This window comes from Rhodococcus sp. Chr-9, from assembly GCF_000801125.1.
GTDB classification, from domain to species: domain Bacteria; phylum Actinomycetota; class Actinomycetes; order Mycobacteriales; family Mycobacteriaceae; genus Rhodococcus; species Rhodococcus pyridinivorans.
In genome coordinates, this window is record NZ_JTIZ01000077.1 from 1 (window position 1) to 24,030 (window position 24,030).

The 24,030-nt window shown below is 62.2% G+C and carries 16 protein-coding genes and 2 pseudogenes; 9 read left to right on the plus strand and 9 right to left on the minus strand.

Annotation, left to right across the window (positions count from 1 at the left end):
• Window positions 1-735: 735 nt before the first annotated feature.
• The 4 genes and pseudogenes from QR64_RS27775 to QR64_RS26535 all read left to right on the plus strand — a co-directional run.
• Window positions 736-1,483, plus strand: a pseudogene (locus tag QR64_RS27775) (IS21 family transposase); the annotation flags it as partial.
• A 1-nt stretch (window position 1,484) separates the two neighbouring features.
• Window positions 1,485-2,361 (plus strand): annotated as a pseudogene (locus QR64_RS27780) (Mu transposase domain-containing protein); the annotation flags it as partial.
• On the plus strand, window positions 2,358-3,161 hold the full coding sequence (istB, locus tag QR64_RS11630) for an IS21-like element helper ATPase IstB (protein ID WP_039585263.1): 804 nt from the start codon (window positions 2,358-2,360) through the stop codon (window positions 3,159-3,161). The pseudogene QR64_RS27780 and the gene istB, both read left to right, overlap by 4 nt.
• A 175-nt stretch (window positions 3,162-3,336) precedes the next feature.
• Window positions 3,337-3,954, plus strand: a complete 618-nt coding sequence (locus tag QR64_RS26535; protein WP_139192934.1) for a hypothetical protein — start codon at window positions 3,337-3,339, stop codon at window positions 3,952-3,954.
• A 61-nt stretch (window positions 3,955-4,015) separates the two neighbouring features.
• Here the strand turns inward: QR64_RS26535 and QR64_RS11635 are convergent, their stop codons facing one another.
• The 5 genes from QR64_RS11635 to QR64_RS11655 all read right to left on the minus strand — a co-directional run bounded on the left by QR64_RS11635 (window position 4,016) and on the right by QR64_RS11655 (window position 9,652).
• Window positions 4,016-4,879: an SMP-30/gluconolactonase/LRE family protein gene (locus QR64_RS11635; protein ID WP_039585272.1), complete on the minus strand. Its 864-nt coding sequence runs from the start codon at window positions 4,877-4,879 to the stop codon at window positions 4,016-4,018.
• 88 nt (window positions 4,880-4,967) lie between these two features.
• Window positions 4,968-6,590, minus strand: coding sequence for an AMP-binding protein (locus QR64_RS11640; protein ID WP_039585264.1), 1,623 nt, complete (start codon window positions 6,588-6,590; stop codon window positions 4,968-4,970).
• Entirely contained in the window at window positions 6,590-7,696 is a 1,107-nt protein-coding gene (locus QR64_RS11645) for an acyl-CoA dehydrogenase family protein (protein WP_039585265.1), read from the minus strand. The genes QR64_RS11640 and QR64_RS11645 overlap by 1 nt, the downstream gene beginning before the upstream one ends.
• On the minus strand, window positions 7,689-8,849 hold the full coding sequence (locus QR64_RS11650) for an acyl-CoA dehydrogenase family protein (RefSeq protein WP_039585273.1): 1,161 nt from the start codon (window positions 8,847-8,849) through the stop codon (window positions 7,689-7,691). Before QR64_RS11650 ends, QR64_RS11645 begins: the two co-directional genes overlap by 8 nt.
• A gap of 5 nt (window positions 8,850-8,854) precedes the next feature.
• Window positions 8,855-9,652: an enoyl-CoA hydratase-related protein gene (locus tag QR64_RS11655; protein ID WP_235367108.1), complete on the minus strand. Its 798-nt coding sequence runs from the start codon at window positions 9,650-9,652 to the stop codon at window positions 8,855-8,857.
• A gap of 1,415 nt (window positions 9,653-11,067) precedes the next feature.
• Here QR64_RS11655 and QR64_RS11660 point away from each other — a divergent pair.
• Window positions 11,068-12,711, plus strand: a complete 1,644-nt coding sequence (locus QR64_RS11660) for a flavin-containing monooxygenase (RefSeq protein ID WP_039585267.1) — start codon at window positions 11,068-11,070, stop codon at window positions 12,709-12,711.
• Between the two features lie 430 nt (window positions 12,712-13,141).
• Here QR64_RS11660 and QR64_RS11665 read toward each other — a convergent pair whose 3' ends face one another.
• Complete coding sequence (locus tag QR64_RS11665; RefSeq protein ID WP_006550541.1) at window positions 13,142-14,275, minus strand: TetR/AcrR family transcriptional regulator; 1,134 nt, start codon at window positions 14,273-14,275, stop codon at window positions 13,142-13,144.
• A gap of 572 nt (window positions 14,276-14,847) precedes the next feature.
• The gene (locus QR64_RS11670; protein ID WP_039585268.1) at window positions 14,848-15,762 is read right to left on the minus strand and encodes a LysR family transcriptional regulator; all 915 of its coding nucleotides are present in this window, start codon (window positions 15,760-15,762) and stop codon (window positions 14,848-14,850) included.
• A 114-nt stretch (window positions 15,763-15,876) separates the two neighbouring features.
• Between QR64_RS11670 and QR64_RS11675 the strand changes: the two genes are divergently transcribed.
• Both QR64_RS11675 and QR64_RS11680 read left to right on the plus strand, forming a co-directional pair.
• A complete protein-coding gene (locus QR64_RS11675; protein WP_039585269.1) occupies window positions 15,877-17,367 on the plus strand; it encodes a CoA-acylating methylmalonate-semialdehyde dehydrogenase in 1,491 nt (496 codons plus the stop codon).
• A 10-nt stretch (window positions 17,368-17,377) separates the two neighbouring features.
• Window positions 17,378-18,538 (plus strand): iron-containing alcohol dehydrogenase, encoded by a 1,161-nt coding sequence (locus tag QR64_RS11680; RefSeq protein ID WP_006550544.1) that lies wholly within the window; start codon window positions 17,378-17,380, stop codon window positions 18,536-18,538.
• Between the two features lie 146 nt (window positions 18,539-18,684).
• On the opposite strand, the gene QR64_RS11685 is transcribed toward QR64_RS11680, so the two are convergent.
• Together QR64_RS11685 and QR64_RS11690 are read right to left on the minus strand one after the other, a co-directional pair.
• Window positions 18,685-19,779, minus strand: a complete 1,095-nt coding sequence (locus tag QR64_RS11685) for an acyl-CoA dehydrogenase family protein (protein WP_006550545.1) — start codon at window positions 19,777-19,779, stop codon at window positions 18,685-18,687.
• Complete coding sequence (locus tag QR64_RS11690; RefSeq protein WP_039585270.1) at window positions 19,779-20,930, minus strand: acyl-CoA dehydrogenase family protein; 1,152 nt, start codon at window positions 20,928-20,930, stop codon at window positions 19,779-19,781. The genes QR64_RS11685 and QR64_RS11690 overlap by 1 nt, the downstream gene beginning before the upstream one ends.
• A 275-nt stretch (window positions 20,931-21,205) precedes the next feature.
• On the opposite strand from QR64_RS11690, the gene QR64_RS11695 reads away from it, so the two are divergent.
• Both QR64_RS11695 and QR64_RS11700 read left to right on the plus strand, forming a co-directional pair.
• The gene (locus tag QR64_RS11695) at window positions 21,206-21,904 is read left to right on the plus strand and encodes a helix-turn-helix domain-containing protein (protein ID WP_152640947.1); all 699 of its coding nucleotides are present in this window, start codon (window positions 21,206-21,208) and stop codon (window positions 21,902-21,904) included.
• 899 nt (window positions 21,905-22,803) lie between these two features.
• Window positions 22,804-24,030: flavin-containing monooxygenase (locus QR64_RS11700; protein WP_052227284.1), on the plus strand; the 1,227-nt coding region annotated here is incomplete at its 3' end.

Sequence of the window (24,030 nt, forward strand, 5' to 3'; positions counted from 1 at the left end):
AACCGCAGGTCAGCTGGTCTTACTTACGACTTTGCCGAGGCCCTGGTGAACAGTACTGTTACATATATTGATTGAGCAGGTATCTTCCGTCGACAGTCATGCGGTCCAGAAACAGCGAGCTACCTGTTGACGGTTCGTCTCATGAGTATCCACCGAAAGCCACGTGTCGGCCGATGGTGCGTATGCGGCATGGGCAAGGCGGCGTGCCTCCGCCACTGGGCACGGGCAGATCCCACCTGCTGCCTGCGCTCGGGCTGCCAGGACCCTGCTTCGGTGATCAAAGGCGACGATCGAAGCAGGGTTCTCCGTCCTCGATAGAACACTCCCTTCGCCGGCGAGCTGTTTGCAGCATGTCGACGTAGCGACGGATCGCCGCAGTGCGCGCTGTGGTGTTCGTAGTGGCCCATCCACGACGGGAATCGCTGACGCCGGTCAGAGTCGTCCTACCGATACCCATCGAAGTGTACGTTGCTGTCGTCGGCTCCGTATCGATGTGCTTACCCGGATCCGGCTTCATATCTCAAGTTAGAGAACGTATTCGCGTCGATTCCAAGGAGATCGAACACAGATGTCGTCTGCCATGAGCATGGGACCGGTGTGAGCTGATTTTGCCAGGGTGATGGGACCACCTGGATTGCCAGTTATGGGACCACCGGCGCGCCTTGCCGGTGATCTCGTCGTTTGCTCGTTCGATCGTCTGTGACAGCTCAAGCGAGGTCGCGGAGGTCGACGGGCATGGCTTTTCGGGAGATCAGTGTGAACGAGATCAGAGAAGTACTGCGACTATGGCTCGGGACAGCCGCTCTGCCGGCGCCTGGGCTGCGCACCATCGCAGACCACGCCGGGGTGGACCGCAAGACCGTCCGACGCTACGTCGACGCCGCCCAGACTGCCGGGCTGAACAGGGACGGCACTGCAGCCGACATCGATGACGAGTTGATCGCTGCGGTCGTCGACACCGTGCGCCCCGACCGGCCTCATGGACACGGTGCGGCATGGGAACAGTTGGTTCCTCACGAGCAGCAGATCACCAGGTGGGTGGCCGGGGACGATGAGCACAAACCGCTGACGATCACCAAGATCCACGTGCTCCTCGCCCGCCAAGGCTGTGTGGTGCCGTACCGGACGCTGCACCGGTTCGCTACCGAGCGGTGCGGTTTCGGCCGCAAGGACCTCACCGTTCGGGTCGTCGACGGAGATCCGGGTGTCGAATGCCAAATCGACTTCGGGTATCTGGGGATGCTCACCGACCCCGAGGACGGCCGATCCCGGAAAGTTCATGCCCTGATCTTCACCGCCGTGTACAGCCGGCACATGTTCGTGTGGTTGACCTATTCGCAGACGCTGGCGGCGGTGATCGCCGGATGCGAGGCGGCATGGAAGTTCTTCGGCGGGGTCTTCGCGGTCCTGATCCCCGACAACCTCAGACCCGTCGTCACCGCGGCGGACCCGATCACCCCGCGTTTCAGCGAGGGGTGGCTCGNTCACGTCGGATTCATCACCGATCCCGCCCGGGTGCGGTCACCGAAGGACAAACCCCGCGTCGAACGCACCGTGCAGTACGTGCGCGGAAACTTCTGGGTCGGTGAACGTTTCACCGATCTCGCCGAAGCTCAAGAGTCCGTCGTCCGCTGGTGCAGCACCACCGCGGGCATGCGTATCCACGGCACCACCTGCGCACGACCGCTGGAGGTCTTCGACACTGCCGAACGACCCATGTTGTTGCCGGTGCCGGCGGTCTACGATGTGCCGATCTTCAAGGACGTGAAAGTGCACCGTGATTTCCACGCAGAAGTCGGGCGGGCGTTGTATTCGTTGCCGCAACAGTGGATCGGATCGACGCTGTCGGTGCGCGCCGACACCGAACTGGTGAAGTTCTATCACCGCGGCATCCTGGTGAAGATCCACCCCCGCACGCCGCCGGGTGGACGGAGCACCGACCGCGCTGACCTGCCCGAACACAGATCCGACTACGCGCTGCGTGATGTCACCTCTCTGATCGCCAAGTGCACCGCGCACGGGCCGAACATCGGCATCTACGCCGAACGCATCCTCGACGATCCGCTGCCGTGGACGAGGATCCGCAGCGTCTACCGTCTGCAAGGACTGGTCCGCCGCTACGGAGCCGAACGGGTCGAGCAGGCCTGCACCCTGTCGCTCGACCTCGACGTCGTCTCGGTCACCAAGATCGCCTCGATGCTCGAGCGCGCCACCGAAAAGACCTCGCCGGATCTGCCGAAAGCAGTCGGACACACCGCATCACGATTCTCACGTGATCCATCCGAATTCAACACTGCCGCAAATGCACCCACACTGTCAGTCGTCGGCGACAGCGCCGAGAACACGGAGATCCACCGATGAGCACCCACACCCGCACCGCAGCCACCGAACCTGTCGGTACCGACATGGTCCGACTGCTCAAAGCTCTCAAACTCGGGGCGCTGGCCGACACGCTGCCCGAACGCGCCGCCCTGGCCCGTCAACACAAACTCAGCCACATCGGGTTCCTCGAAGTGCTCCTCGCCGACGAAGTGAACCGGCGTGAATCACGTTCGGCGACACTACGAGCCACCAAGGCAGGACTCGACCCGGCGATGGTGTTCGATACCTGGAATGCGCTCGATGATCTGCGCTACGACCGGACACTCCTCGCAGATCTGACCTCATTGCGGTTCCTCGACAACCAGCAGTGCGCGATCGTTCTCGGCCCGGTCGGGGTCGGCAAGACCCATCTGGCAACAGCATTAGGGCACATGGCAATCCGGCGGCGACACAGTGCTCTGTTCGCGCGATCGGACAAGCTGTTCACCCGGCTCCGCGCAGCCCGATTGGATAACACCGTCGACGCCGAGATCCGCAGGTTGACCGCGATCGACGTGCTCATCATCGACGACTTCGCGCTGCGACCGCTCGATGCCACCGAAACCAACGACTTCTACGAACTCATCGTAGAACGGCACAAGAAGAAGACCACGATCGTCACATCAAATCGGGAGCCGTCGGAGTGGCTGACGATGACCGCAGACACCCTCCTCGCCCAATCCGCGATCGACCGGCTGACCTCCAGCGCCCACACCCTCGTCGTCGAAGGACCGTCCTACCGTCAACGCACCCGGCCCGGAGCAGTTGACGCCGCCACCGACAACACGCATCCTCAATAACGCGCCACGGTGGTCCCTACCCTCTGGCAATCAGGTGGTCCCATCAACCTGGCAAGCGACAACAGAGTGATCCGAGCTCGCCGTCCCGTTGCCGGAGATGGCGCTGAGTCAGTAACGACAGGAGGTCGTCCACACGATCATATGACAGGGGTCGTAGTGAAGGAGTAGATGCACGATGACCTTGTCCGGTCCGAACCTCGGGGTAATGCCTTCGGTTTGTCGTTCTCAACCTGAGTCCGGTTTCGACACCGCACCTGTCCATACGGCGGCGTCCCAGCGGAGCAGGACGGACGCCGCGGACCCGCGCGCAATTGCGTCCAACATCAATCCGGGAGAAGCTGAGTCGAATTCGAATATTCGGCGAGAGTCGGAGTTCGATGCTGCAGGGTTTGTCGAGTTCGCCGAACGTCACCTCGAGTGGCTCGATCGGGTCGACAGTGCCGAAACCGCAGCATGGCGCGAGGTGAGGTCCCGCGGTGGTCGGATATTCACGTGTGTGCCTATGAACCCTGATGCTGAAGTCACCGAACCGATCTGTATCGACCTTTTCAATGGGGACTTGTTGACATCACCGGCGCGTGAACACATTCAGGTTGCCACTTCTTCGCCGGCGATCAGGAAAGCCTACGATCGCTGTGTCGCCACGATCGAGGCCGAACTTCCAGCCTATGACGTGCCCGATGCACTCGGGTTCTCCACGATACTGAACACCTATTTCGGTTACGCCTGTCAGACCGACCTGATTTCCCTCCTCGCGCGTATCCCACCTGCAGTGCGCCCGAATCCCGCATAAGCACCGGGGTCGACTCGGCCGAGATCAGCCCTTGGACCCGATACTTCTGCGGCAGTCCTACTCACATTGCCGGGCTGCCCTTGTAACCGACGTTCGCAGTCGCGACTACCGAAGTCGACTTGCCGTCGTGAAACTCCTCGAGCGTGGTCACATTGCACGCCATGTACAGGGTGCGGAGATCGTCACCGCCGAATGCACAGGTGACCGACCAGGCCCCTTCGATCGCAACCCTGTCGGTGATCTCTCCTCCCTCGACAACTCGGTAGAAGCCACTGTCCGACTCGAGGGTCAACGCGTTGCCGAACCACACACCGCCGTCAGCGTCGAGTGCGATGCCATCCGGGTGAACGGAATCGTCGAGCTGGGCCCAGATTCGTTCGTTGACCAGGCTTCCGTCTTCCTGGATGTCGAACGCCGTGATGCAGTGCCGCCATGTCTGGGCGGTGAGAAGAACTCTGTCCGGGGTGATCGCCATGCCGTTCGGGAACAGAACTTCACCACCGACGGGGTTGACGGAGCCGTCTGCAGACACATGGACCAAGCGTGTTGTCTTCGGGTCTTCCTCCCCGAGAGCGAAACCGAAGTTTCCGACGTACCCATCACCTTTGCCTGTGACGATCATGTCGTTGCCGATGCCGCCGGCGTACTGGCTGAAGTCAGCGTGCACCGACTGTGTACCGTCAGGCTCGATCCGCACGACGGTTCGATCCATCTGTGACACGACGAGGACCGAACCGTCATCCAGGAAGCCGAGTCCCGATGGCGAGCCTTCGACCTCGGCGACGTCCGTGTACGAACCGTCGGCGTTGAACGTCTTCACCGTCTTGCTGAAGAAATCACTGGCCCAGAGCTTGCCATGGTGCCAACGAAGACCTTCGAGGAACTGGTGACCGGTCGAGAAAACGGCCGAGCGGTGCTCTCTCATGATGTTCTCCATCCCGCCGCGAGGGATTCGCGGCGATGGTCATTGCTCGAGGAATGAAGGGGGCTTGTGTCCGGTGTGTCGGGTCCACTCAACGGTGGACTGTGCCTTTGGCGCGGTCCGCCGCGAGCTCCCGCAATTTGAACTTCTGGATCTTCCCGCTTGCCGTCCGCGGCAACTCGTCGACGACGATCAGGCTTTCCGGGAGCTTCTGCCGTGCGATGTTGCGTTCGATCAACCATCCGGTGAGATGCTCGAGCTCGATGTCGACTTCGGGCTCCGGTACAACGATCGCGCAGACTCGTTCTCCGAGGACGGGATCCGGCGATCCGACGACCGCGACGTCGGCGATCATCGGATGGGCGAATAGGTGGTCCTCTACCTCTTTGGCACTGAGATTCTCGCCGCCGCGGATGATGATGTCCTTCTTGCGGCCGACGATCTCGAGGTAGCCCTCGGTGTCGAGACGTCCGAGGTCACCGCTGCGGAACCAACCGTCCGCGGTGAACGCACTGTCGTTGAGCCGGTTGTCGAGATATCCGAGGAACATCTCCGGCCCGCGCAGCAGAATCTCGCCGGGAATCCCTGGGGTCACGTCCTGCATGTCGTCGTCGACAATTCGGATCTCCGCAGACTTGATTGCTCGGCCATCTGTCGTTGCTCGTTTGGTCAAGGGATCGTTGCGCTTGCCGGCCGATGCCGTCGGAAACTCCGTCGATCCGTAGACACGCGCAACCAGTGCATCAAGGGTGTCGGTGGCCTCGATGACCAGGTCAGGGGGAACATCGGCGCCACCACAAAGGAAGTTCCTCATCGAGGAGAGGTCATGTGACGAGCCGGACGGGTCGTGGACGATCCCGTGCAGGAACGGAGTCGCAGCGACCGTCGTGGTGCAGCGGTACTCGTCGATCAGACGCATGCCCGCCTGCGGACTCCAGACATCGAGCAGTGCCACGCCGCTGCGCAGCATCGGTGGTAGCTGGATCCCGTACAGGATTCCGGTGATGTGTCCGACCGGCGACGGCATGAAGATCACATCGGATTCGCTCAGTTCGAGAAGGTCGGCGATGCTGCGGTTCTCGTAGTTGAGAGTGTTGTGGCTGTGCATCGCGCCCTTGGGATCGGATGTGGTTCCCGAGGTGTACAGCAGTAGCACAACATCGTCCGGTGAGCGGTCGACACGGTTCGGCTTTTCCGCACCGTCGACGAAGGCGTCGTACCGAATGCCGCCGGCTGGGCTCCCCTCACCGACTACTACGACGGTAGGTGGTTCGTCCAGTTCACGAGCGATCTCGCAGGCCATCGCCGCGTAGTCGAAGTTCCGGAAGACCGACGGGACAAAGACGATTCTCGAAGCAGACTGTCGCAGAATGAACGCGGTCTCGGTATGCCGGTAGATCGGGATGATCGGGTTGCTCACAGCACCGATACGTATGGCAGCCAGATGGACCACGCACGCTTCGATCCAGTTCGGTAACTGCCACGAGACGACATCGCCAGGCGCAATGCCATGCGCTTGCAAGGCGCTTGCCAACGCATTCACTGCTGCGTCGAACTCGGCGAAGGTCAACGATCGGGTTGGCTCGGCGAGTGCCATCCGGTCCGGTACCGCGGCGGCTGCGGTCGCCAGATAGTCGTCGATGAAGGCGCCGTCCCAATCCCCGGACGCCACGTAGTCGCGAGTGGGAGCGACATTTCCACCTCGTGGGATCATCAGACCGCCTTCGCCGTGCTTGCGTGTTCTGTGGTCTGCGCCAATGCTGCCGCACCGACCATCTCTTCCAATGCCCGGGTATCGCCGTACCAGGGCCGTAGGGCGAGCGCTCGTTTGTAGAACCAGTGCAGATCGACCTCGGCGGTGAATCCGATTCCACCGTGCACCTGGATCGCGTCCTGGCAGACCTCGACGGCCACCTTGGAAGCGTGCGCCTTCAGCACAGCTGCGTCGACCGCTGTCGGCGCCTCGCTGTTCACCAAGTCCGCGAGTACGGAATCGCAGAGATTCCGGACCGAGGCGGCATGTACATGCATATCGGCGATGATGTGCTTGATCGCCTGGTAAGACCCGATCGGGCGACCGAATTGCTCACGCTCCTTCGCATAATCGATCGTGGTGCGTAAGCAATGGGCGGCGATTCCACTCAACTCACATGCGACGAGCGTTCTGACCCACGAACGGATCTCTTCGATCAGCCTCGGCGCTGCAGACGGATCAGCGAGCGGCGTGCCGGCGACGTCGTCCAGACCAACCGACGCGAAAGACGAGAGCGGATCTGCGTTGGCATCGGCCTGGATCATCTCGAGGCCTCCCGCATGGGGATCGACGAGCCATAACTGCTGATCATCCGAAACGACGACCAGCTGCGTCGCATCACCACCGAACCGAACGAGGTGACAGCGTCCGAAGAGTCTGCCGTTGCGGACGGTGATCGATCCGCCGTCCCAGTCTCCGGTGGCGTGCGGATCGACGAGGGCCAACTGTCCGTCACCGCTCATCGCTGCCTTGAACGCTGCGCGGGCGGTCTCCGGTGCATCAGCGGCCAGAACAGCCGGAAGTAGCGAGTTCTCCAGCAATGGCCCCGGTACCAGGTACCTGCCGTACAGGGTGAACAACGGTCCGAGCGACGCCATCGGAAGCCCCAGCCCGCCGAACACCTCGGGTACAGAGGTAGCGAACACTCCCATCTCGCCGAGAACACCACCGAGCTCGGTGACCCTCCTCTCCGAGAGCACTGCGCGTCGGGTGGCGGAATCGTAACTGCGTGCGAGGAAGTCTTCCAGGCTGTTGGCCAGTTCTGCAGTAGTGGTGTCGTCAGCCACGAGGGAGTCCTAGCAGTCGTTCCGAGATGATATTTCGCTGAATCTGAGAGGTGCCGCCATAGATGGAGGTCGCCCGCGAATAGAGGTGGTCATGTGCCCACCGATCTGATGCCAGCCCCAACGGCCGACTTTCCTCGACGGCCCGGTATGGACCGAGAAGCTCGGCGATCTCCCCGAAAACTATCTGCTCGACCTCGTTGAGCAGAAGCTTATCGACGGAATCCTCCGGAGTCGGGACCTGTCCCGCAGCGAGTCGCGCGACCGTTTTCTGCGTTTGCGCGCTCAGGACTTTCAATGCAACGTGCGCCTTGCCGATCGCTATGCGTACACGGCGTCCGAGCCCGGTTTCCGGCGCGGGAAGCCCATGATCTCGAAGCGCAGCGACGGCGTCTTCGAACGCGACTTCGTAATCGACTCGCCGGCGCAACGTGTAGGCAGCACGCTCGATACCGAGAGTGTGCGTCGCAACAGCCCAACCGCCGTTGAGCTCTCCGACAAGATTCCGCCGCGGAACGCGTACTTCGTCGAAGAAGACCTCACAGAATTCGCGGTCGCCCGTCATCTGCTCAAGGGGCTTCGGCGTGATTCCCGGCGTGGACATATCCACTAGCAGGTAGCTGATTCCGGCGTGCTTGTGTGCAGCAGGGTCAGTACGAACGAGCAGCGCACACCATTGCGCCTTGTGCGCCCAGCTGGTCCATACTTTCTGTCCGGAGATCACGAACTCGTCACCGTCGAGCACGGCCCGGGTGCGCAGCGAGGCAAGGTCCGACCCGGCCTCGGGTTCGGAGAAGCCCTGGCACCAGATGTGCTCACCGGAGAGCAGCTTCGGTAGGAGTTCTTCTCTCTGCCACTGCTGGCCGAACTCGTCGATCGACGGTCCGACTACGTCGAGGCCGATCAGACCGATAGGCATCGGCGCCCGGGCATAAGCCAGCTCTTCAGCGAACGCCAGTTGGTGCAGATGGGACAACCCTTGGCCGCCGGCCTCCTTGCTCCAGCTGATGCCCAGCCCTCCGGCTTCGAACAGCGCTCGCTGCCAGTCGCGCAGAACATCGAATCGCTCGTCGAGATCGAGGGGAACGGCGGGAATGTCCGCGTCGGCCAACCACGCGCGGACCCCGGACCGATATTCGGCCAGATCCGTCGTCATCGTGGTCACCTGCCCGTGTAGTGGGGAGTACGACGTTCGAGGAAGGCGTTGACTGCTTCCTTGGAGTCCTCGTAACCGGACAGTTCACCGGTGAGCGACTGCTCGTACTCGTAACCGGACTCGAGGTCCATGTACTCGATGGTGTTCATACTCAGCTTCGCGAAGCGCAACGCGGCCGGGCTGTGTCGAGCAAGTGAATCGGCGAGTGCCTGGGCGCGAGTCATCAGCTCGTCGTTCGGCACGACCTCGACGATCCCACCGAACTTGTAAATGTCTGCGGCCGGCACCATGTCACCACTCAGATGCATCAAGCGGACCATGCCTTGTGGGACGAGACGCGAGAGATGCTTGGCGCCACCCATAACCCCCACGTTCACTTCCGGCAATGAAAATCGCGCGTTCTCCGCAGCCACGACCAGGTCACACGAGGCTGCAATACACAGGCCCGTACCGACAGCCGCACCCTGCACCGCTGCCACCGTCGGCTTCGCACTGTCCCGGATCGAGAAAAAGGCCTCGCGTACCTGTTTCATGCGTGCGGGCGAGTTCTCCGGCGACAGGGTCTTGAATTCTTCCAGGTCGTTGCCACCGCAGAAATGCTTGCCGCGGCCTGCGACGACGACGACACGCGCGTCGGGAAGGTACTTGTCGACATTGTCGAAGAACTGCTTCAGTTCGACGTACATGTCCTGGCTGACTGCGTTGGCCGGCGGGCGGTTGAGCCAGACCGTCGCAGTCGCTCCGGACTCCTCGAACTCGATAAACTCGAACGTTTCCATGCTGGTCCATCCTGTTCTGAACACCGTGAGCAAGCCTGCAGCGTCCGACATTAAGTCTATGAATGCTAATCTCTAGTCGGATGCTTGTCTCGTGAGATGAGAGCACATTAGGGACCTTATCCGCATTTTGTCAACGGCTACTAATTTTTCACCCCGCGCGGAGCACAGATGCAGTCTGCGTAGCCGCGCATCTCGCTCCGGATCGGAATGCCCGCTCGTGCACCACCTTTCGTCCACAAGTCGCAATACGCACTACGAAGCCGCAGTGCGGCACAGTAGGCAGCGCGGCAATACATGCAGCCCCCGGCCGGGTCGGCCGCTCCTTGCTCGACCGACCCGCTTCACCACCACAACTTCCCCACACAGCGTCATGCACGTCACAGCACGATGTCAAGGGATACTAACTTCAGGACCCTGTCCTAGTACCACGCAATGGATCCACATACGTCGACGCAGACATCCCGAGCGGCCGGTAAAGCCCCAGCGGCGCCCAACAATCGTCGAGGACTTCTCCCCTAGCAACGATGATTCGCGAAGAAACTCCCCCCACCGGTGACAACAAGTCATCAAATGCTAAGAAGATCTCCTAAACCGACTCGAACCCCTCTCCTCGATCCCGAGAAGTAGGCCGCTCACCGCTCACGCAACGGCACACGGTCAGCATCGGGGAGAGGCGTGTCCTGAGATCGACGCTGGCGGTCTTTACGCGGCAGCCTGGACGATCCGGTTCTCCGCACGCCCACGAGACCGTCGTCCTCGACCCGTCGAGATTTCGGGCGCCTCGTCGTGAACCAAGAATCACTTGTCGGACGCTGCGAACCGATCAGCTTCCATGCGCTCCGAACGATATTGGGAGGCTATGTAAGGTCTCGATGAGGCCGGTCGGTGGGAGACCAACCCTTGACGCATCCGCGATACGCGGCGGGTGCGAAGAAGTTCGGGGCCGGTCGACGCATTCCACCCGGCACCATTACGGGTCGACTCGGCACACCGTATGCGGGTCTCGGGCCATCCCGGTGGACACCGGTCGCCACCTCGAGATCCCCGAGCCGCCTATGAGCTCAATTAAGTTAGCGATGGTTACCATTAGCGAAACGCTGCACCGTCCATACTTCGAGTCCGAGGCCGGCGGCTCCCCGACCACCGTGACCAACGACCGTGCAGAACACCTACATTCACTACAGTCGCATGGACGCGTCGGGAAGGCGCGGGTACCAGATCATCGCGAACACGAATTAGTGATTCTTGACATATTTTGACGACGGGGGCACCATCGTCCCATTCGGAGAGTGCGCGTTAGCGCTCGATGACATTCGTGAACTCGGGACATCGAAGGGTGCCCGCTGCGGCGTCCGACATCGACTTTGTCCAGAGCTGCGATCGATCAGATGAATCGAACAGCCCGAGGCTTCAGATCCAAGGTGCGAAAGGAATACACAATGGTCTCCCTACTCGAGGACACTCGTCCCGTAACCGAGGAGCTCGACGTGCTGGTAGTCGGCGGCGGGTTCGCCGGCGTCTACGCGCTCGAACGCCTGCGCGCGTTGGGGTTCACGGTGAAGCTGTACGAAGCAGGCTCCGAGGCCGGCGGTGTCTGGCACTGGAATCAGTACCCCGGCGCCCGGGTCGATACCGAGGCCACGGCGTACCAGTTTTCCGACGAGCGCATCTGGAAGGAGTGGGACTGGTCGGAGATGTTCCCCGGTCAGGAGGAACTGCAGGAGTACTTCCGCTTCGTGGTCGACAAGCTCGAACTCGGTCCGGAGATCCACTACAGCACTCGCGTGCTCGCAGCCCGATTCGACACCAGTCGCGATCAGTGGGTTGTCGAGTCCCGCAACGAGAATACCGGTGAGACCTTTCTGACCCGGGCACGGTTCTTCCTTCCGATGCTCGGTACGGGTTCCAAGAAGCTCATCCCGAACATCGCGGGGCGCGACACCTTCGAGGGCGACATCTTCCACACCGCCGAGTGGCCCACGGGCTACGATATGCGCGGCAAGCGCGTCGCGGTGATCGGCACCGGCGCCAGCGGTGTACAGGTCATCCAATCGATCGCCCCTCAGGTGGAGTCGATGACGGTCTTCCAACGCACGCCGTCGATGACGCTACCGATGTATTCGGCCAAGCTCGATCATGCCGCGAACGAGGAGCTACGCAAGAGCTACCCGAAGTTCTTCGAGTTCCGCAACCAGACGTTCGGTGGTCTCGCCTACGATCTGGTCTACAAACCGACAGCCGAGATGACCGACGAGGAGTTCACCGAAGGACTCGAGAAGCTGTACGCCGAAGGAGGCCTACAGATCTGGCTGGGCGGTTACGCCGATCTGTTCTTCGACGTCGAGGTCAGTAACCGAATCTACCGTTTCTGGCGCGACAAGACCCGCGGCCGGATCAAGGATCCCGTCCTCGCCGAGAAGTTGGTTCCGACCGAGCCTCCGTATCCCTTCGGCTCCAAGCGATGCCCGCTGGAATACACCTACTACGAAGCCTTCAACCAAGACAACGTCGAACTCGTGGACGTCAACGACAACCGCATCGATCACATCTACGAGAACGGCATCGTCACCGCTGATGGTGTCGAGCGCGAATTCGACGTCATCGTCCTGGCGACCGGATTCGACTCGTTCACCGGTGGCCTCTGCGACATCGACATCGTAGGCACGAACGGTGAGACCTTCGGCGAGACCTACGCGAACGGTGTTCACACCCTCCTCGGTCGTGCCACCTCGGGTTTTCCGAACATCCTCTTCGTCTACGGACCGCAGAGCCCGTCGGCCTTCTGCAACGGACCGACCTGTGCAGAGCTCGAAGGAGACTGGGTGATCGACTGCCTGGTCAGTATGCGTGAGCGGGGCCTGACCCGGATCGAAGCGACGCCGGAGGGCGAGAAGGAGTGGCAGCAGCACTTCGAGGAAGTCACCGCCGCCACGATCTTCCCGCTCGCGGACTCCTGGTACATGAATGCCAATGTGCCCGGGAAGAAGCGTGAACTGCTGGCCTACCCCGGTGGTCTGGCCCAGTACCTGAAGAAGAACCAGGAGTCGGCAGAAAACGATTACGCCGGCTTCGTCCGCACCTGAACACAGTGATGTGACGGCACGGGTGCTGGGGTCGGACAACCCCAGCACCCGTGCCGTCACTGTTGAAGTAGATGGATGCGCCGCTCCACTGTGTGAGCTCGACGTTCGAGCCCGAGGTCACCGAATACTCGCTCACGGCGATGAACACTGCGCTCGAGCAGTTTTCGGAACCTCGGCAGGTCCTTCGATCCGAACGACACGGTCGGGACCTGGCCGGCATCCGCCCGACGTCGACTACGCCCTCAGGTCCGAACGCACCAATATGGACGACGTCGACGCCGATCTGTCACGTACGGCCCACCAGGCGGTCGTCTCCAACTCCGGTGCTCCGACCGGTCGAGAGCGGGAGAAGGGTCCGGTTCGAAAACCGACCTACAGATCGGAAGGCAGAGGCGTGCCTGACCCACGCGTCCCAGCACGCCGGTCGACATCAGTCTGCAAACAGGGCACGCACTACCCGATCGAGCTCGGATTCGAAGTCCGGGGAGCGGAGGAAATGGGGAATCCGCACCAAGTCGTGCACCACGGTGACCGCGATGCTCACGAGCGACTGCGCGGCCGCCGGGTCGACATCCGGCCGGACCGAGGAGTACCACCGGCGCAGCTCGGAGACAAAATCGTCATTGATCCGCTCGAAGCGCTCACGATCCTCGTCTGGAAGGTAATGCCCTTCGGTCAGTGCCACGGCGAGGAGATCCACGGCCTCGATTCCGAGACGCACGTACCCGGAAATCAACGCGGACAACACTTCGGCCGGATCAATGGAGGTGCGCAGCGCTCGAACGACCTCCAATGCTCGCCACTCGGCGAATCGCTCCATCAATGCGACGAGGATGCTCGACTTGGTCTTGAAATACCGGTAGATCGCCGGACCGGCGAACCCGACATCCGCTCCGATATCGTCGATGCTGACGCCGGCATATCCACTGCGACGAAAGGCTGCCGCCGCGGCCGCAAGCAACTGCTCGCGCCGCGCCATCGGCACGTTCTCGACAGTCGGCGTCTCCCGGCGACGCACAGGCTCGACTGTCGGCGCAGCGATGATCCGTTCGCATGCCGTTGCCATCACGGTAGCGAGACGAGACCGCGAAAGCGCGCTGTCGTAGAACGCCGGGCTGGTCAAGACGCTGACAACCGCCCAACTGCGAACATCGGTTGCGAACGCGCCGAGGCCGGGGTGGCACGGACGGATCAGTCGACCGGCAACGTTGTCCGAGATCCACACTGCCCTGCTTCGTACGGTTCGGAAATCATCCTCGTCGAGATGGCGTGCTTCACGCTGCCACAGCACCGACAGCCGGCGACTTTCGATACCGACACGCGCCAGGTAGTCGAGATGCCGGGCCAGCTCCTCATCCGACTCGACCTCTGAGATCGAATCCAGAGCGTCGATCCAACGCTGTTGATCCTCATCGATGATGCGGGCGAGGAGTTCCTGCTTGTTCTTGTAGTGCCGATACACCGCACGCGCGGTGACTCCACTCGCCTCGGCGATATGGTCTACGCGAACGGCGTGAAAGCCCCTGAGTGCGAACAGCTCACGTGCATTGTTCGCAATCTGCACATTGCGGTCCTTCGGCCGACGTGACGTCGGTGCAACTCGGGCTTCAGCCCCCATGGGTCTCTCCGTTCATGACGGGCTCAGCTCCGGACCTCGCCTCCGGTAGACACGTCGCGTCGCTGTTGAGCATGTCGGTCCAACTACGCCCCAGCCAGGGCGCTCCCCCGTCGGGTCGTGCGAGACTGCTACGTCGCTCCGGTTGAACGAGCACAGACCTCCTCCAATCTTCCGGAGACACTTCGCAGCCACACACCGACCACGACAAGTTGTTACCTCAGGTTACCTAATTTGCGCCTGCGACCCGACATGAACCACCCGCAAGCACATATCATGCAGGTTGTTTATCTCAGATGAGAGGTCAAACCACCATCTGGTGACGACCACTGACAGTTATGGACCATTGACTTACCATCCTATCGATCGGTAAGATCGATAGGATGGACGTCCGAAGACCGAAGGCTGAAAAGTGAAGAGCTGCCCGGCATTCCCACACCGTCCTGGTCCGTCCGTTCCCAAGACAGACAAGATGCCGGAGGCGTCCTTCCACCGCCACAGCCATCCGAGCGGCACGCGAATCAGCGTGAATCACCGCCCTGACCCGGCGCCCTCAGATCCGGATTCTCGCTGACGATGTCGAGAAGAACCTCGATGACGGCCTGCACCCGTGCCAGGCGAGCCAGTTCTCGCGGAACAACCAACCAATAGGTTCTCTCGGCCACGAACTTGTCCGGGAGTACGGGCACGAGATCGGGGTCGGCATTACCGATGTAGGTCGGGAGCGGTGCGATACCCACTCCGTACCTGACCGCCTGATAGTGGCCGGTGATGTTGTTCGTCTGGACTTGCGCGCGATCTTCGGGCAGGAGACGCTCGAGTCGACGTAGCGGCTCGACGTCCAAGATGGCGTTCACGTACCACACCAACGTGTGGTCCTCGAGGTCGTCGAGGGACTCGATGGCACTGTGCGAGTCGAGGTAGCGACGTGATGCATAAAGACGCAGGTCGTAGTTGGCCAGTTTGCTGACGGACACCGATCGTGGTGACGGCCGTTCGAGAGTGACTGCGAGGTCGAAGTCGCGACCGGTCACCAGATCGTGCGTGGTCGACGTACGCAGCTCGGTGAACAGGTCAGGGTGTCTGTCGCGCACCATGCCCAGCCCCGGAACCAACACATAGGCGCCGAAGCCGTCCGGGGTGAGAATCCGGACAGTGCCGTGAAGACTGCCGGATCCAGCGGACGATGTCGCGTCGAGTGCAGCCAACAGAGTCGATTCGACCGCTTCTGCGTACGGCACCAGACGCCGGCCGGCCTCGGTCAGTTGCCATCCCGACGATCCCCGGTCGAACAGTCGCGCTCCCATGTCTTTTTCGAGTCGGGTGATCCTGCGCGACACCGTGGTCTGATCGACGTCCAGCCGTTTGGCCGCGTCCGCGATCCGCCCGGTCCGTGACAACTCCAGCAGAAAACGCATGTTATCGGCGGTGAACATCCCACTCCCTCGCTACTGCAAAATTGCAGTTATCACTGCGAAGATACTCGTTGACCGCGGCACATCTGCACCGACAGACTCGAGAAAACCACAGAGTCACAGGAGCACATAACCATGACCGTCATCCCACACTGGTTGGACAACAAGCCCTTCACCGGCACCAACGGCACATCGGCCCCGGTCACCAACCCCGCCACCGGCGCAGTGACTGCAGAAGTTGCACTTGCGAGCACAGACGACGCCCGCGCGGTGATCGAGGCAGCCGCGGCGGCGTTCCCCGCATGGCGAGATACCTCGATCGCCAAGCGCACACAGATTCTGTTCTCATTCCGTGAACTGCTCAACGCCCGCAAGCAGGAATTGGCTGCGATCATCACCTCCGAGCACGGCAAGGTGCTCTCCGACGCGCTCGGTGAGGTCTCCCGCGGCCAGGAGGTCGTCGAATTTGCCTGCGGCATCGCTCACCTTCTCAAGGGTGGGATGACCGAGAACGCGTCGACCAAGGTCGACATGGCGTCGATCCGCCAGCCCATCGGGCCGGTTGGCATCATCTCCCCGTTCAACTTTCCCGCCATGGTTCCGATGTGGTTCTTCCCCATCGCGATTGCCGCCGGGAACACCGTGGTCCTCAAGCCGTCGGAAAAGGTTCCCACGGCAGCGCTGTGGATCGCCGAACTGTGGTCCGAGGCGGGCCTACCCGCCGGCGTGTTCAACGTCCTGCAGGGTGACAAGACAGCCGTCGATGAACTACTCACCAATCCGGCGATCAAGGCCATCTCCTTCGTCGGGTCGACCCCCATCGCGAAGTACGTCTACGAAACCGCAACCGCCCACAGCAAGCGCGTCCAGGCACTCGGCGGCGCGAAGAACCACGCCGTTGTTCTGCCGGACGCCGACCTCGATCTGGCCGCCGACGCGATGGTGAACGCGGGCTTCGGCTCCGCCGGTGAGCGCTGCATGGCGATCTCCGCACTGGTCGCGGTCGGGGACATCGCCGATGAGCTGGTTGCAAAGATCAAGGATCGCACCCTGAGCCTGAAAACCGGCGACGGCACAAAGGACTCGGATATGGGTCCATTGGTGAGCAAAGCACATCGTGACAAAGTGTCTTCCTATATCGACGCCGGCGAAGCTGCCGGCGCCACCGTCGTAGTCGACGGCCGGTCCGTGCAGGCCGATGGCGGAAGCGACGGATTCTGGCTCGGACCGACCCTTCTGGATCACGTCACCACCGATATGAGCGTCTACACCGACGAGATCTTCGGCCCCGTCCTGTCCGTCGTACGGGTCGGGACCTATGACGAAGCCCTCGAATTGATCAACTCGAACCCCTACGGCAACGGCACCGCCATCTTCACCAACGACGGCGGCGCAGCCCGCCGCTTCCAGAACGAAGTCGAGGTCGGCATGGTCGGCGTCAACGTCCCCATCCCCGTCCCCACCGCGTACTACAGCTTCGGCGGCTGGAAGAACTCCCTCTTCGGTGACACACACGCCCACGGCACCGAAGGTGTGCACTTCTTCACCCGCGGCAAGGTCGTCACCACCCGCTGGCTCGACCCCAACCACGGCGGCATCAACCTCGGCTTCCCTCAGAACGACTAAGGACGGCACCATGAGTATCCAGATCGCCTTCCCACGGTTCCTGCGAATCGGCGGGGGCACCATCGACGACATCGGGGACGTGATCCGTCAACTCGGATTGCAGCGCCCGGTAGTGGTGACCGACAAGTTCCTCACCTCGACTGGCGCGTCCGAACGGATCTTGACCCTCCTGCGCGAAGCACGCATCACACCAGCCCTGTTCGACGACACCGTTCCCGACCCCACCACCGACTCCCTCGAAACAGGGCTCGCCCTGCTCGCCGATCACAACGCCGACTCGGTGATCGGCTTCGGTGGCGGCAGCCCGATGGATACTGCGAAGGCGCTGGCCGTCCTCGGGGTCCGCGGGGGCCGGATGCGGGACTACAAGGTCCCGCACGTCTACACCGGACCAGCGCTTCCCGTCGTCGCGATCCCGACCACCGCCGGCAGCGGCTCGGAGGCTACGCAGTTCACCATCATCAGTGACAGCGTCACGGACGAGAAGATGCTCTGTCCAGGCCTGTCCTTCCTGCCCATCGCAGCAATCGTGGACTTCGAACTGACAATGTCCATGCCCCCTCGCCTGACTGCCGATACAGGAGTCGATGCACTTACCCATGCGATCGAGGCGTATGTAAGCCGAAAAGCCAACCCTGTCTCCGACGGCCTCGCGCTCGCAGCCATGCGCACCATCGGCCAGAATCTGCGCACCGCGTATGAAGACGGTGAGAACAAGCAAGCGCGAGAAGCCATGATGCTCGCCGCCACCCAGGCCGGCATGGCGTTCTCGAACGCAAGCGTGGCCCTCGTTCACGGAATGAGCCGACCCATCGGCGCGCACTTCCATGTCGCGCACGGACTGTCCAACGCCATGCTGCTCCCGGCGATCACCGCATTCTCCGTCAAGGGCGCCGAGTCACGGTACGCGGACTGTGCCAGGGCCATCGGTGTGGCCACAGAAGCCACCGGTGACGGTATCGCCGCGCAGTCCCTCGTCGACTCCCTGGCCGAACTATGTCATGACCTGGCTGTTCCCACTCCCCGCGACCACGGCATCGACCGAACTCGCTGGAACGATCTGATCCCACTGATGGCGCAACAGGCGCTCGATTCGGGTTCGCCGGGCAACAACCCGGTTGTGCCCACTGTCGACGAAATCGCCGAACTGTACGTCGAGGTCTACGACTAGCGTGGATGCAATCCACACCCCGCGTCCTCCGACAAGTCAGAGGTGAGAGCTCGAGCGGCAGGACCCTTTCGGTCCTGCCGCTCGGCCGCCCCATCGCCGGGGAGCTCGCACCCCGGCGATGTCACCGTCGTCAGGAACTCATGCACTCAGTCAGGACGTGAACGTCCCGAAACAGCATCGAGATAGGCAGAAGCTGGACCCGTGATCCGCGTACCCTCGACGATCATCGGCCAGGTCCCGTCCATACCGGCGTCGACGGCAGCACAGCTGAGCTGACGCTCCCAGAACGCAGCGGACCCGAATTCCGAACGCCACTGCAACGCAGGCAGGGTGAGCCGATGGAGGGTGTGCTCATGGGTGGTGCCGATTGCGCCGTGCACTTGGTGAGTGTTGCGCACCGCCACAGCCAGCGCTTGCGAGACCACACTGCGGGCCACTGCGACACGAAACGCCGAAAAGTCGCCGGCAAGATCGTCGGTAACAGCATCTGCGAGAGCAGTGTCGACGGCGGCACCGGCAAGGACGGACTCGGCCGCAGTGTCGACCACGAGGTTCTGCACGGACTGGAACCGCGCCAGAGGGCGCCCGAACTGAGCGCGGTCGGTGGTGTGCGCAACCGCCGAAGCCAGCATGCCCTCCATAGCGCCGACACATTGGATCGCACGGATGAGAGCGCCGCGCAGGACATAGCCCTCGACGGCACGAGTGTCCACCGGTGACCAAGTAACGTCACCGTCGACCTGGACCGACCCGAGGGGCACCTCGGAGATCCCCTCGACCGCCTCGACGGTCAGCCGATCGGTGGGCACGTCCGCGAGTTCGTAGCCCGCATCGACCCGACGCACGCAGACAACGGACCCGGTGACACCAGCCCACGGCACACGTCGCGCGAGGCCGTCCGCCCTCAGGACGGCGACGGTCGCTGTGTCCGACGATGAGTCGTCGAGGCCGGCCGCACGCCGCAAGGGACCTGCCAACAGATCGGTCTCGGCGAAGGGCACGGCCACGCCGCCAGCGGCGGTCGTGCGCAACAGAGCAGCGGCCTCGACCCAACCCGCGCCGCTGCCCCCGGTCTCCTCGGGTGCGGTCAGCCTGGCGAGTCCGACCGCACCCAAGGTGGCCCACACAGCGGCCGGATCCGGTTCGATGTCCGGCCCCGAGTGCCCAGCGACAAGATCGTCCATGAGGTCCTGGAGATCCCGGTCTACGGCAAGATCGATTGTGATCGCGGTCGTGGTCATCAGCGCATCCCCAGCCCCCGCGCGATCACGCCGCGCAGGATTTCGTTGGTACCGCCGCGGAGTGTGAACCCCGGACGCTGGTGTAGTCCGGCTCTGCACAGAGCCCCGATTTCTGCCTGCCCGTCCATGCTCTCGTCGCCCAACCGATCAGAGACGTACTCGACGAGGTCGCCTTCCATGCTGGTACCGAGGAGCTTGACCAGGGCGGCGGCAGTGTCGGCCTTCTCGCCACGTTGAAGGGCTCCGGCGATGTTCTGGCTCAGTGCGTGCAGTCCGACCATCCGGGCCACAGAACGTCCCAGATCGGTGCGCTCGGGCAGCAGTCCCTTTCGGACCGCGCCGATCTCGGCAGCCAGGAGCCGGAAGGTCGAAAGGAAACGCTCGGGTCCACTGCGCTCGAAGGAAAGCTCCGAGTTGACCTGTTCCCATCCATTGCCCAACGTGCCGAAGACCATGGCGTCGGGAACGAATACCTCGTCCAGAACCACCTCGTTGAAGTGGTGGTCGCCGGAGAGGGAAATGATCGGCCGGATCGTCACGCCTCGGGAACGGAGGTCAACGATGAACTGGCTCAGTCCCGCGTGGCGGTGTGCCGTGTCGAGTGGTTCCGTGCGGGCCAGCACGATGAACGCCTCAGCGTGGTGGGCGCCCGAGGTCCACACTTTGGTGCCGGTGACGGTCCAGCCGCCGTCCACGCGGGTGCCGCGGGTCCGGACACTGGCCAGGTCCGATCCTGAGTCGGGCTCACTCATTCCTATGCCGAAGAAGCACTCACCTGCGGCAATTCGGGGAAGGTACTTGTGCTTCTGCTCTTCGGTGCCGTACTTCAGCAACGACGGCGCAATCTGGCGGTCTGCCACCCATTGCGCTGCAACCGGTGCGCCTACCGCGAGCAGCTCCTCGGTGACGACGAAACGCTCGAGATGGGTCCGGCCGTGCCCGCCGTACTCGGTCGGGATGGTCATTCCTACCCAACCGTGCTCGGCAAGGCGGCGGGTGAAGTCCTCGTCCCACCGGGTGAGCCAGGTGTCGATGCCCGGCGTGAGTGTTCCTGCCGCAGTTTCGTTGTCGATAAAGGTGCGTACCTCGGCGCGTAGAGCATCCATTTCATCAGTGGTCACCGTCGTCGGCGGCGCGACGGAGGAATTCATAGTGCCTCCATAGGAAGTTCCGGCTGGGGCGACGCCCGACATGCTCGCGTGAGTTTCGCCGCCGAGTAAGTGGCGGTCGGATCGGGGGCGAACGCCGACCCCCTCTCGGGGGACACTATCCAGTTCTCGACATCTACGCAATAGCGAATTATCTTACGTAATTATGTATCGGTTGGAGGAGTTCTCCCTGTTGATAGGCTCACGAAATGGCTGACACTCCTGGGCCCCCCGGAGCCGTGCCGGTCGAGAAGGTTCCCGGCCGTCCCCGGCACCGCATGGTCGATCGGGTGGCTTCGATCCTCGAACTCGTAGCCCGGTCCGAAAACGGCCTCACCCTCACCGCTATCGCACGGGCACTCGCCGCGCCCGTCAGTTCGGTCCAGGGCCTGATCAACGGCCTCGTCGCCGTCGGCTACCTCGACGAGCGCGACCGGATCTACACCCTCGGCACCGCACCCTATCTTCTCAACGTCATCGCCGGCCGACCTCCGGTCACCTCGATCAGCCATGATCAGCTCGAGCAGGTCCACGCCGAGACCGGGTTGACCACCACACTGTCCACATCTGTCGGCGACGACCTGTTCTACGTCGATCACGTCTCTTCCGACCCGCATTACGCATACCTGGCAGAAAACCGGGTGCGCCGATCTCTCCTGCGTACCTCTGCAGGATGGCTCTTGCTGGCCGATCGCGATCAACGTGACATCTGGGCGTACCTCAACTCTCGACCATCCTCCGATGCCGACTTCGTCGAGCGCTTCCTGCACTCACTCGATGAGCTCGAGAACACCGGCGTATGCGTGGCACCCGGTGTGGCCGTTGAACATGCAGACGGGGTATCGGTCGCCCTCCGAGAACGCGGCCGGACCATCGCCACCCTCGGCGTGGTCGGGATACGGGAGACCATCGTCGAACGGCAGGACGAACTCGTCGAGATCTGCCTGCGATACGCCACCAAGTGGGGCTTTCGCTAGCCTGCAACACGGACACTGATTCCTCGATGAGTCGCTCGACCCGGCTCGACGACCGTGTCGACCGACGCCACACCCCGCCTGACACAGAAACGGACCAGGGTTGATGCGGTCACTCGCGGTAAGCGACCGCATCCGTGAGCAACACGCGACGGCCAGGCCGCCGCCTCTCGAGCGAGCGTGACCCTCACATCGCGATCGGACCCGCCTGCTCGATCTCTCGACCTTCACCTAACAGATGATCGATTCCCGGTGCACCGCTCGACCACCGGATATATCGGAGGGTGCGCCTCCACGCGGCGCGACTTCCGGATCGAACGCCGCAGACCGTAACGGTCGGCAGGGTCCGGCAGACGCCCTCGATCACAGCGGAGGAACGTGCGCCCGAACATGTCTCGCACCCTGTAGCCACCATTCACATCGTTGATCTGCTTCTGATCTCCGGCCGGCCGCAGGGGAGCGTCGCGCAAGCACTCCACAACAGCGAGTTCGCTTCGCCCACGTCGTCGCCGTAGCACCCGTCCGCGACATCGGGCGGAACCGAGGGTCCCGCACTCGTCGATGTGCCGTCGACACCAAGCAACTCGGCCTGCACGCGCCCGAGTGTCAAACTCCCCCGCCGACAACAAACACCCCTTGTCCTGACATGGTCCCCCCTCGCCTTCAGAAGACGCGCAAACCTTGCCGCAGAGCGCCTATCTACTTATTTACGTATTTTTATTTCTAGTTGCGGATTTTTTGGTGGGTCGCTATTGTCGATTCATTCCATCTCCGTGACCCATGCCACACCCCATACGCAACGAGGTCGCAACTCCGACAGGCCGTTTGACTTTCGGAAAGCAAAGCCAGACACAACGCCCCGGAACTCTGCCCGCACGTCAGCCTCGGAAAGGTCTAGGCCCATGACATCAACCCATCTCCCTGAGCACGCCACGACGGAAACGCAGGATTACGACGTCATCGTGGTCGGCGGCGGTTTCGGCGGGATCTATCAGCTGCGCCACCTTCGGGACAAAGGGTTCTCCGTAATCCTGCTCGAAGCCAGTGGAGGCTTCGGTGGGGCCTGGAGCCTCAACCGCTACCCAGGCGCACGCGTCGACAGCCACGCACCCGTCTACCAGTTCACCGATGAATACCTTTGGAAGGACTGGAACTTCTCACAGATGTTCCCGGACCACGAAGAGATGCGCAGTTACTTCAACTACGTCGACTCCAAACTGGACCTGAGCAAGGACTCGCGCTTCAACACCAAGGTCGTCAGCGCGACGTTCGACGAGGACGAGCGGATGTGGACCCTCGTCTCACAGAACGACGAGAGCTTCCGCGCACGCTTCGTCGTGTTCGCAACGGGATCGACTACCGAACCCTACATCCCGAACATCCCTGAAATGGACGCCTATCGAGGTGAACTCGTCCACACCGCGCGGTGGCGAGACGACATCGACATGACCGGCAAACGAGTTGCCATCATCGGCACCGGCGCCAGCGCAGTCCAAGTAGTTCAGGAAGCCGGCCCTGTCGTCGAGAAACTCACCGTCTTCCAGCGCACGCCGAACCTCTCGTTGCCCATGCATCAGGAATACCTCACCGAGGAGAGGCAGGCGGTCCTGAAGGAGACCATGCCGGATGTGGCGGTCAAGTGTCGCGAAACGTTCGCTGCGATCGACTACGAGTTCGATCCCCGAAATGGCGTCGACACGTCCGAGGAAGAGCGTCTCGCACTGTTCGAACGTCTCTGGAATCAGGGCGGATTCGCATTCTGGCTCGGGAACTTCTCCGATTACCTCTTCAGCGAAGAAACCAACTCGATGGTCTACGAGTTCTGGAAGAGCAAGATCAAGCCGCAGATCCTCGACCCGGTGAAGGCCGACCTGCTGGTGCCTGACGTAGCGCCTCATCCGTTCGGAGCCAAGCGGCCGGCCCTGCACCAGAACTACTACGAGGTGATGAACCAGGAGAACGTCGAACTCGTCTCCATCCAGGAGTCACCGATCACCGGGTTCACGGCAACCGGAATTCGCACATCCGATGGTATCGAGCACGGAGAGTTCGACATCATCGTACTTGCAACCGGATTCAACAATGAGGTTTTCTCACCAGAGAGTCACCGACGACAGCAAAGACATCCG

Excerpts from the sequence above, each read along its gene's own strand:
- istB (WP_039585263.1), top strand. The coding sequence starts at position 2,358 with ATGAGCACCCACACCCGCACCGCAGCCACCGAACCTGTCGGTACCGAC.
- QR64_RS26535 (WP_139192934.1), top strand. The coding sequence starts at position 3,337 with ATGACCTTGTCCGGTCCGAACCTCGGGGTAATGCCTTCGGTTTGTCGT.
- QR64_RS11635 (WP_039585272.1), bottom strand. The coding sequence starts at position 4,879 with ATGAGAGAGCACCGCTCGGCCGTTTTCTCGACCGGTCACCAGTTCCTC.
- QR64_RS11640 (WP_039585264.1), bottom strand. The coding sequence starts at position 6,590 with ATGATCCCACGAGGTGGAAATGTCGCTCCCACTCGCGACTACGTGGCG.
- QR64_RS11650 (WP_039585273.1), bottom strand. The coding sequence starts at position 8,849 with ATGACGACGGATCTGGCCGAATATCGGTCCGGGGTCCGCGCGTGGTTG.
- QR64_RS11660 (WP_039585267.1), top strand. The coding sequence starts at position 11,068 with ATGGTCTCCCTACTCGAGGACACTCGTCCCGTAACCGAGGAGCTCGAC.
- QR64_RS11670 (WP_039585268.1), bottom strand. The coding sequence starts at position 15,762 with ATGTTCACCGCCGATAACATGCGTTTTCTGCTGGAGTTGTCACGGACC.
- QR64_RS11675 (WP_039585269.1), top strand. The coding sequence starts at position 15,877 with ATGACCGTCATCCCACACTGGTTGGACAACAAGCCCTTCACCGGCACC.
- QR64_RS11680 (WP_006550544.1), top strand. The coding sequence starts at position 17,378 with ATGAGTATCCAGATCGCCTTCCCACGGTTCCTGCGAATCGGCGGGGGC.
- QR64_RS11685 (WP_006550545.1), bottom strand. The coding sequence starts at position 19,779 with ATGACCACGACCGCGATCACAATCGATCTTGCCGTAGACCGGGATCTC.
- QR64_RS11690 (WP_039585270.1), bottom strand. The coding sequence starts at position 20,930 with ATGAATTCCTCCGTCGCGCCGCCGACGACGGTGACCACTGATGAAATG.
- QR64_RS11695 (WP_152640947.1), top strand. The coding sequence starts at position 21,206 with ATGGTCGATCGGGTGGCTTCGATCCTCGAACTCGTAGCCCGGTCCGAA.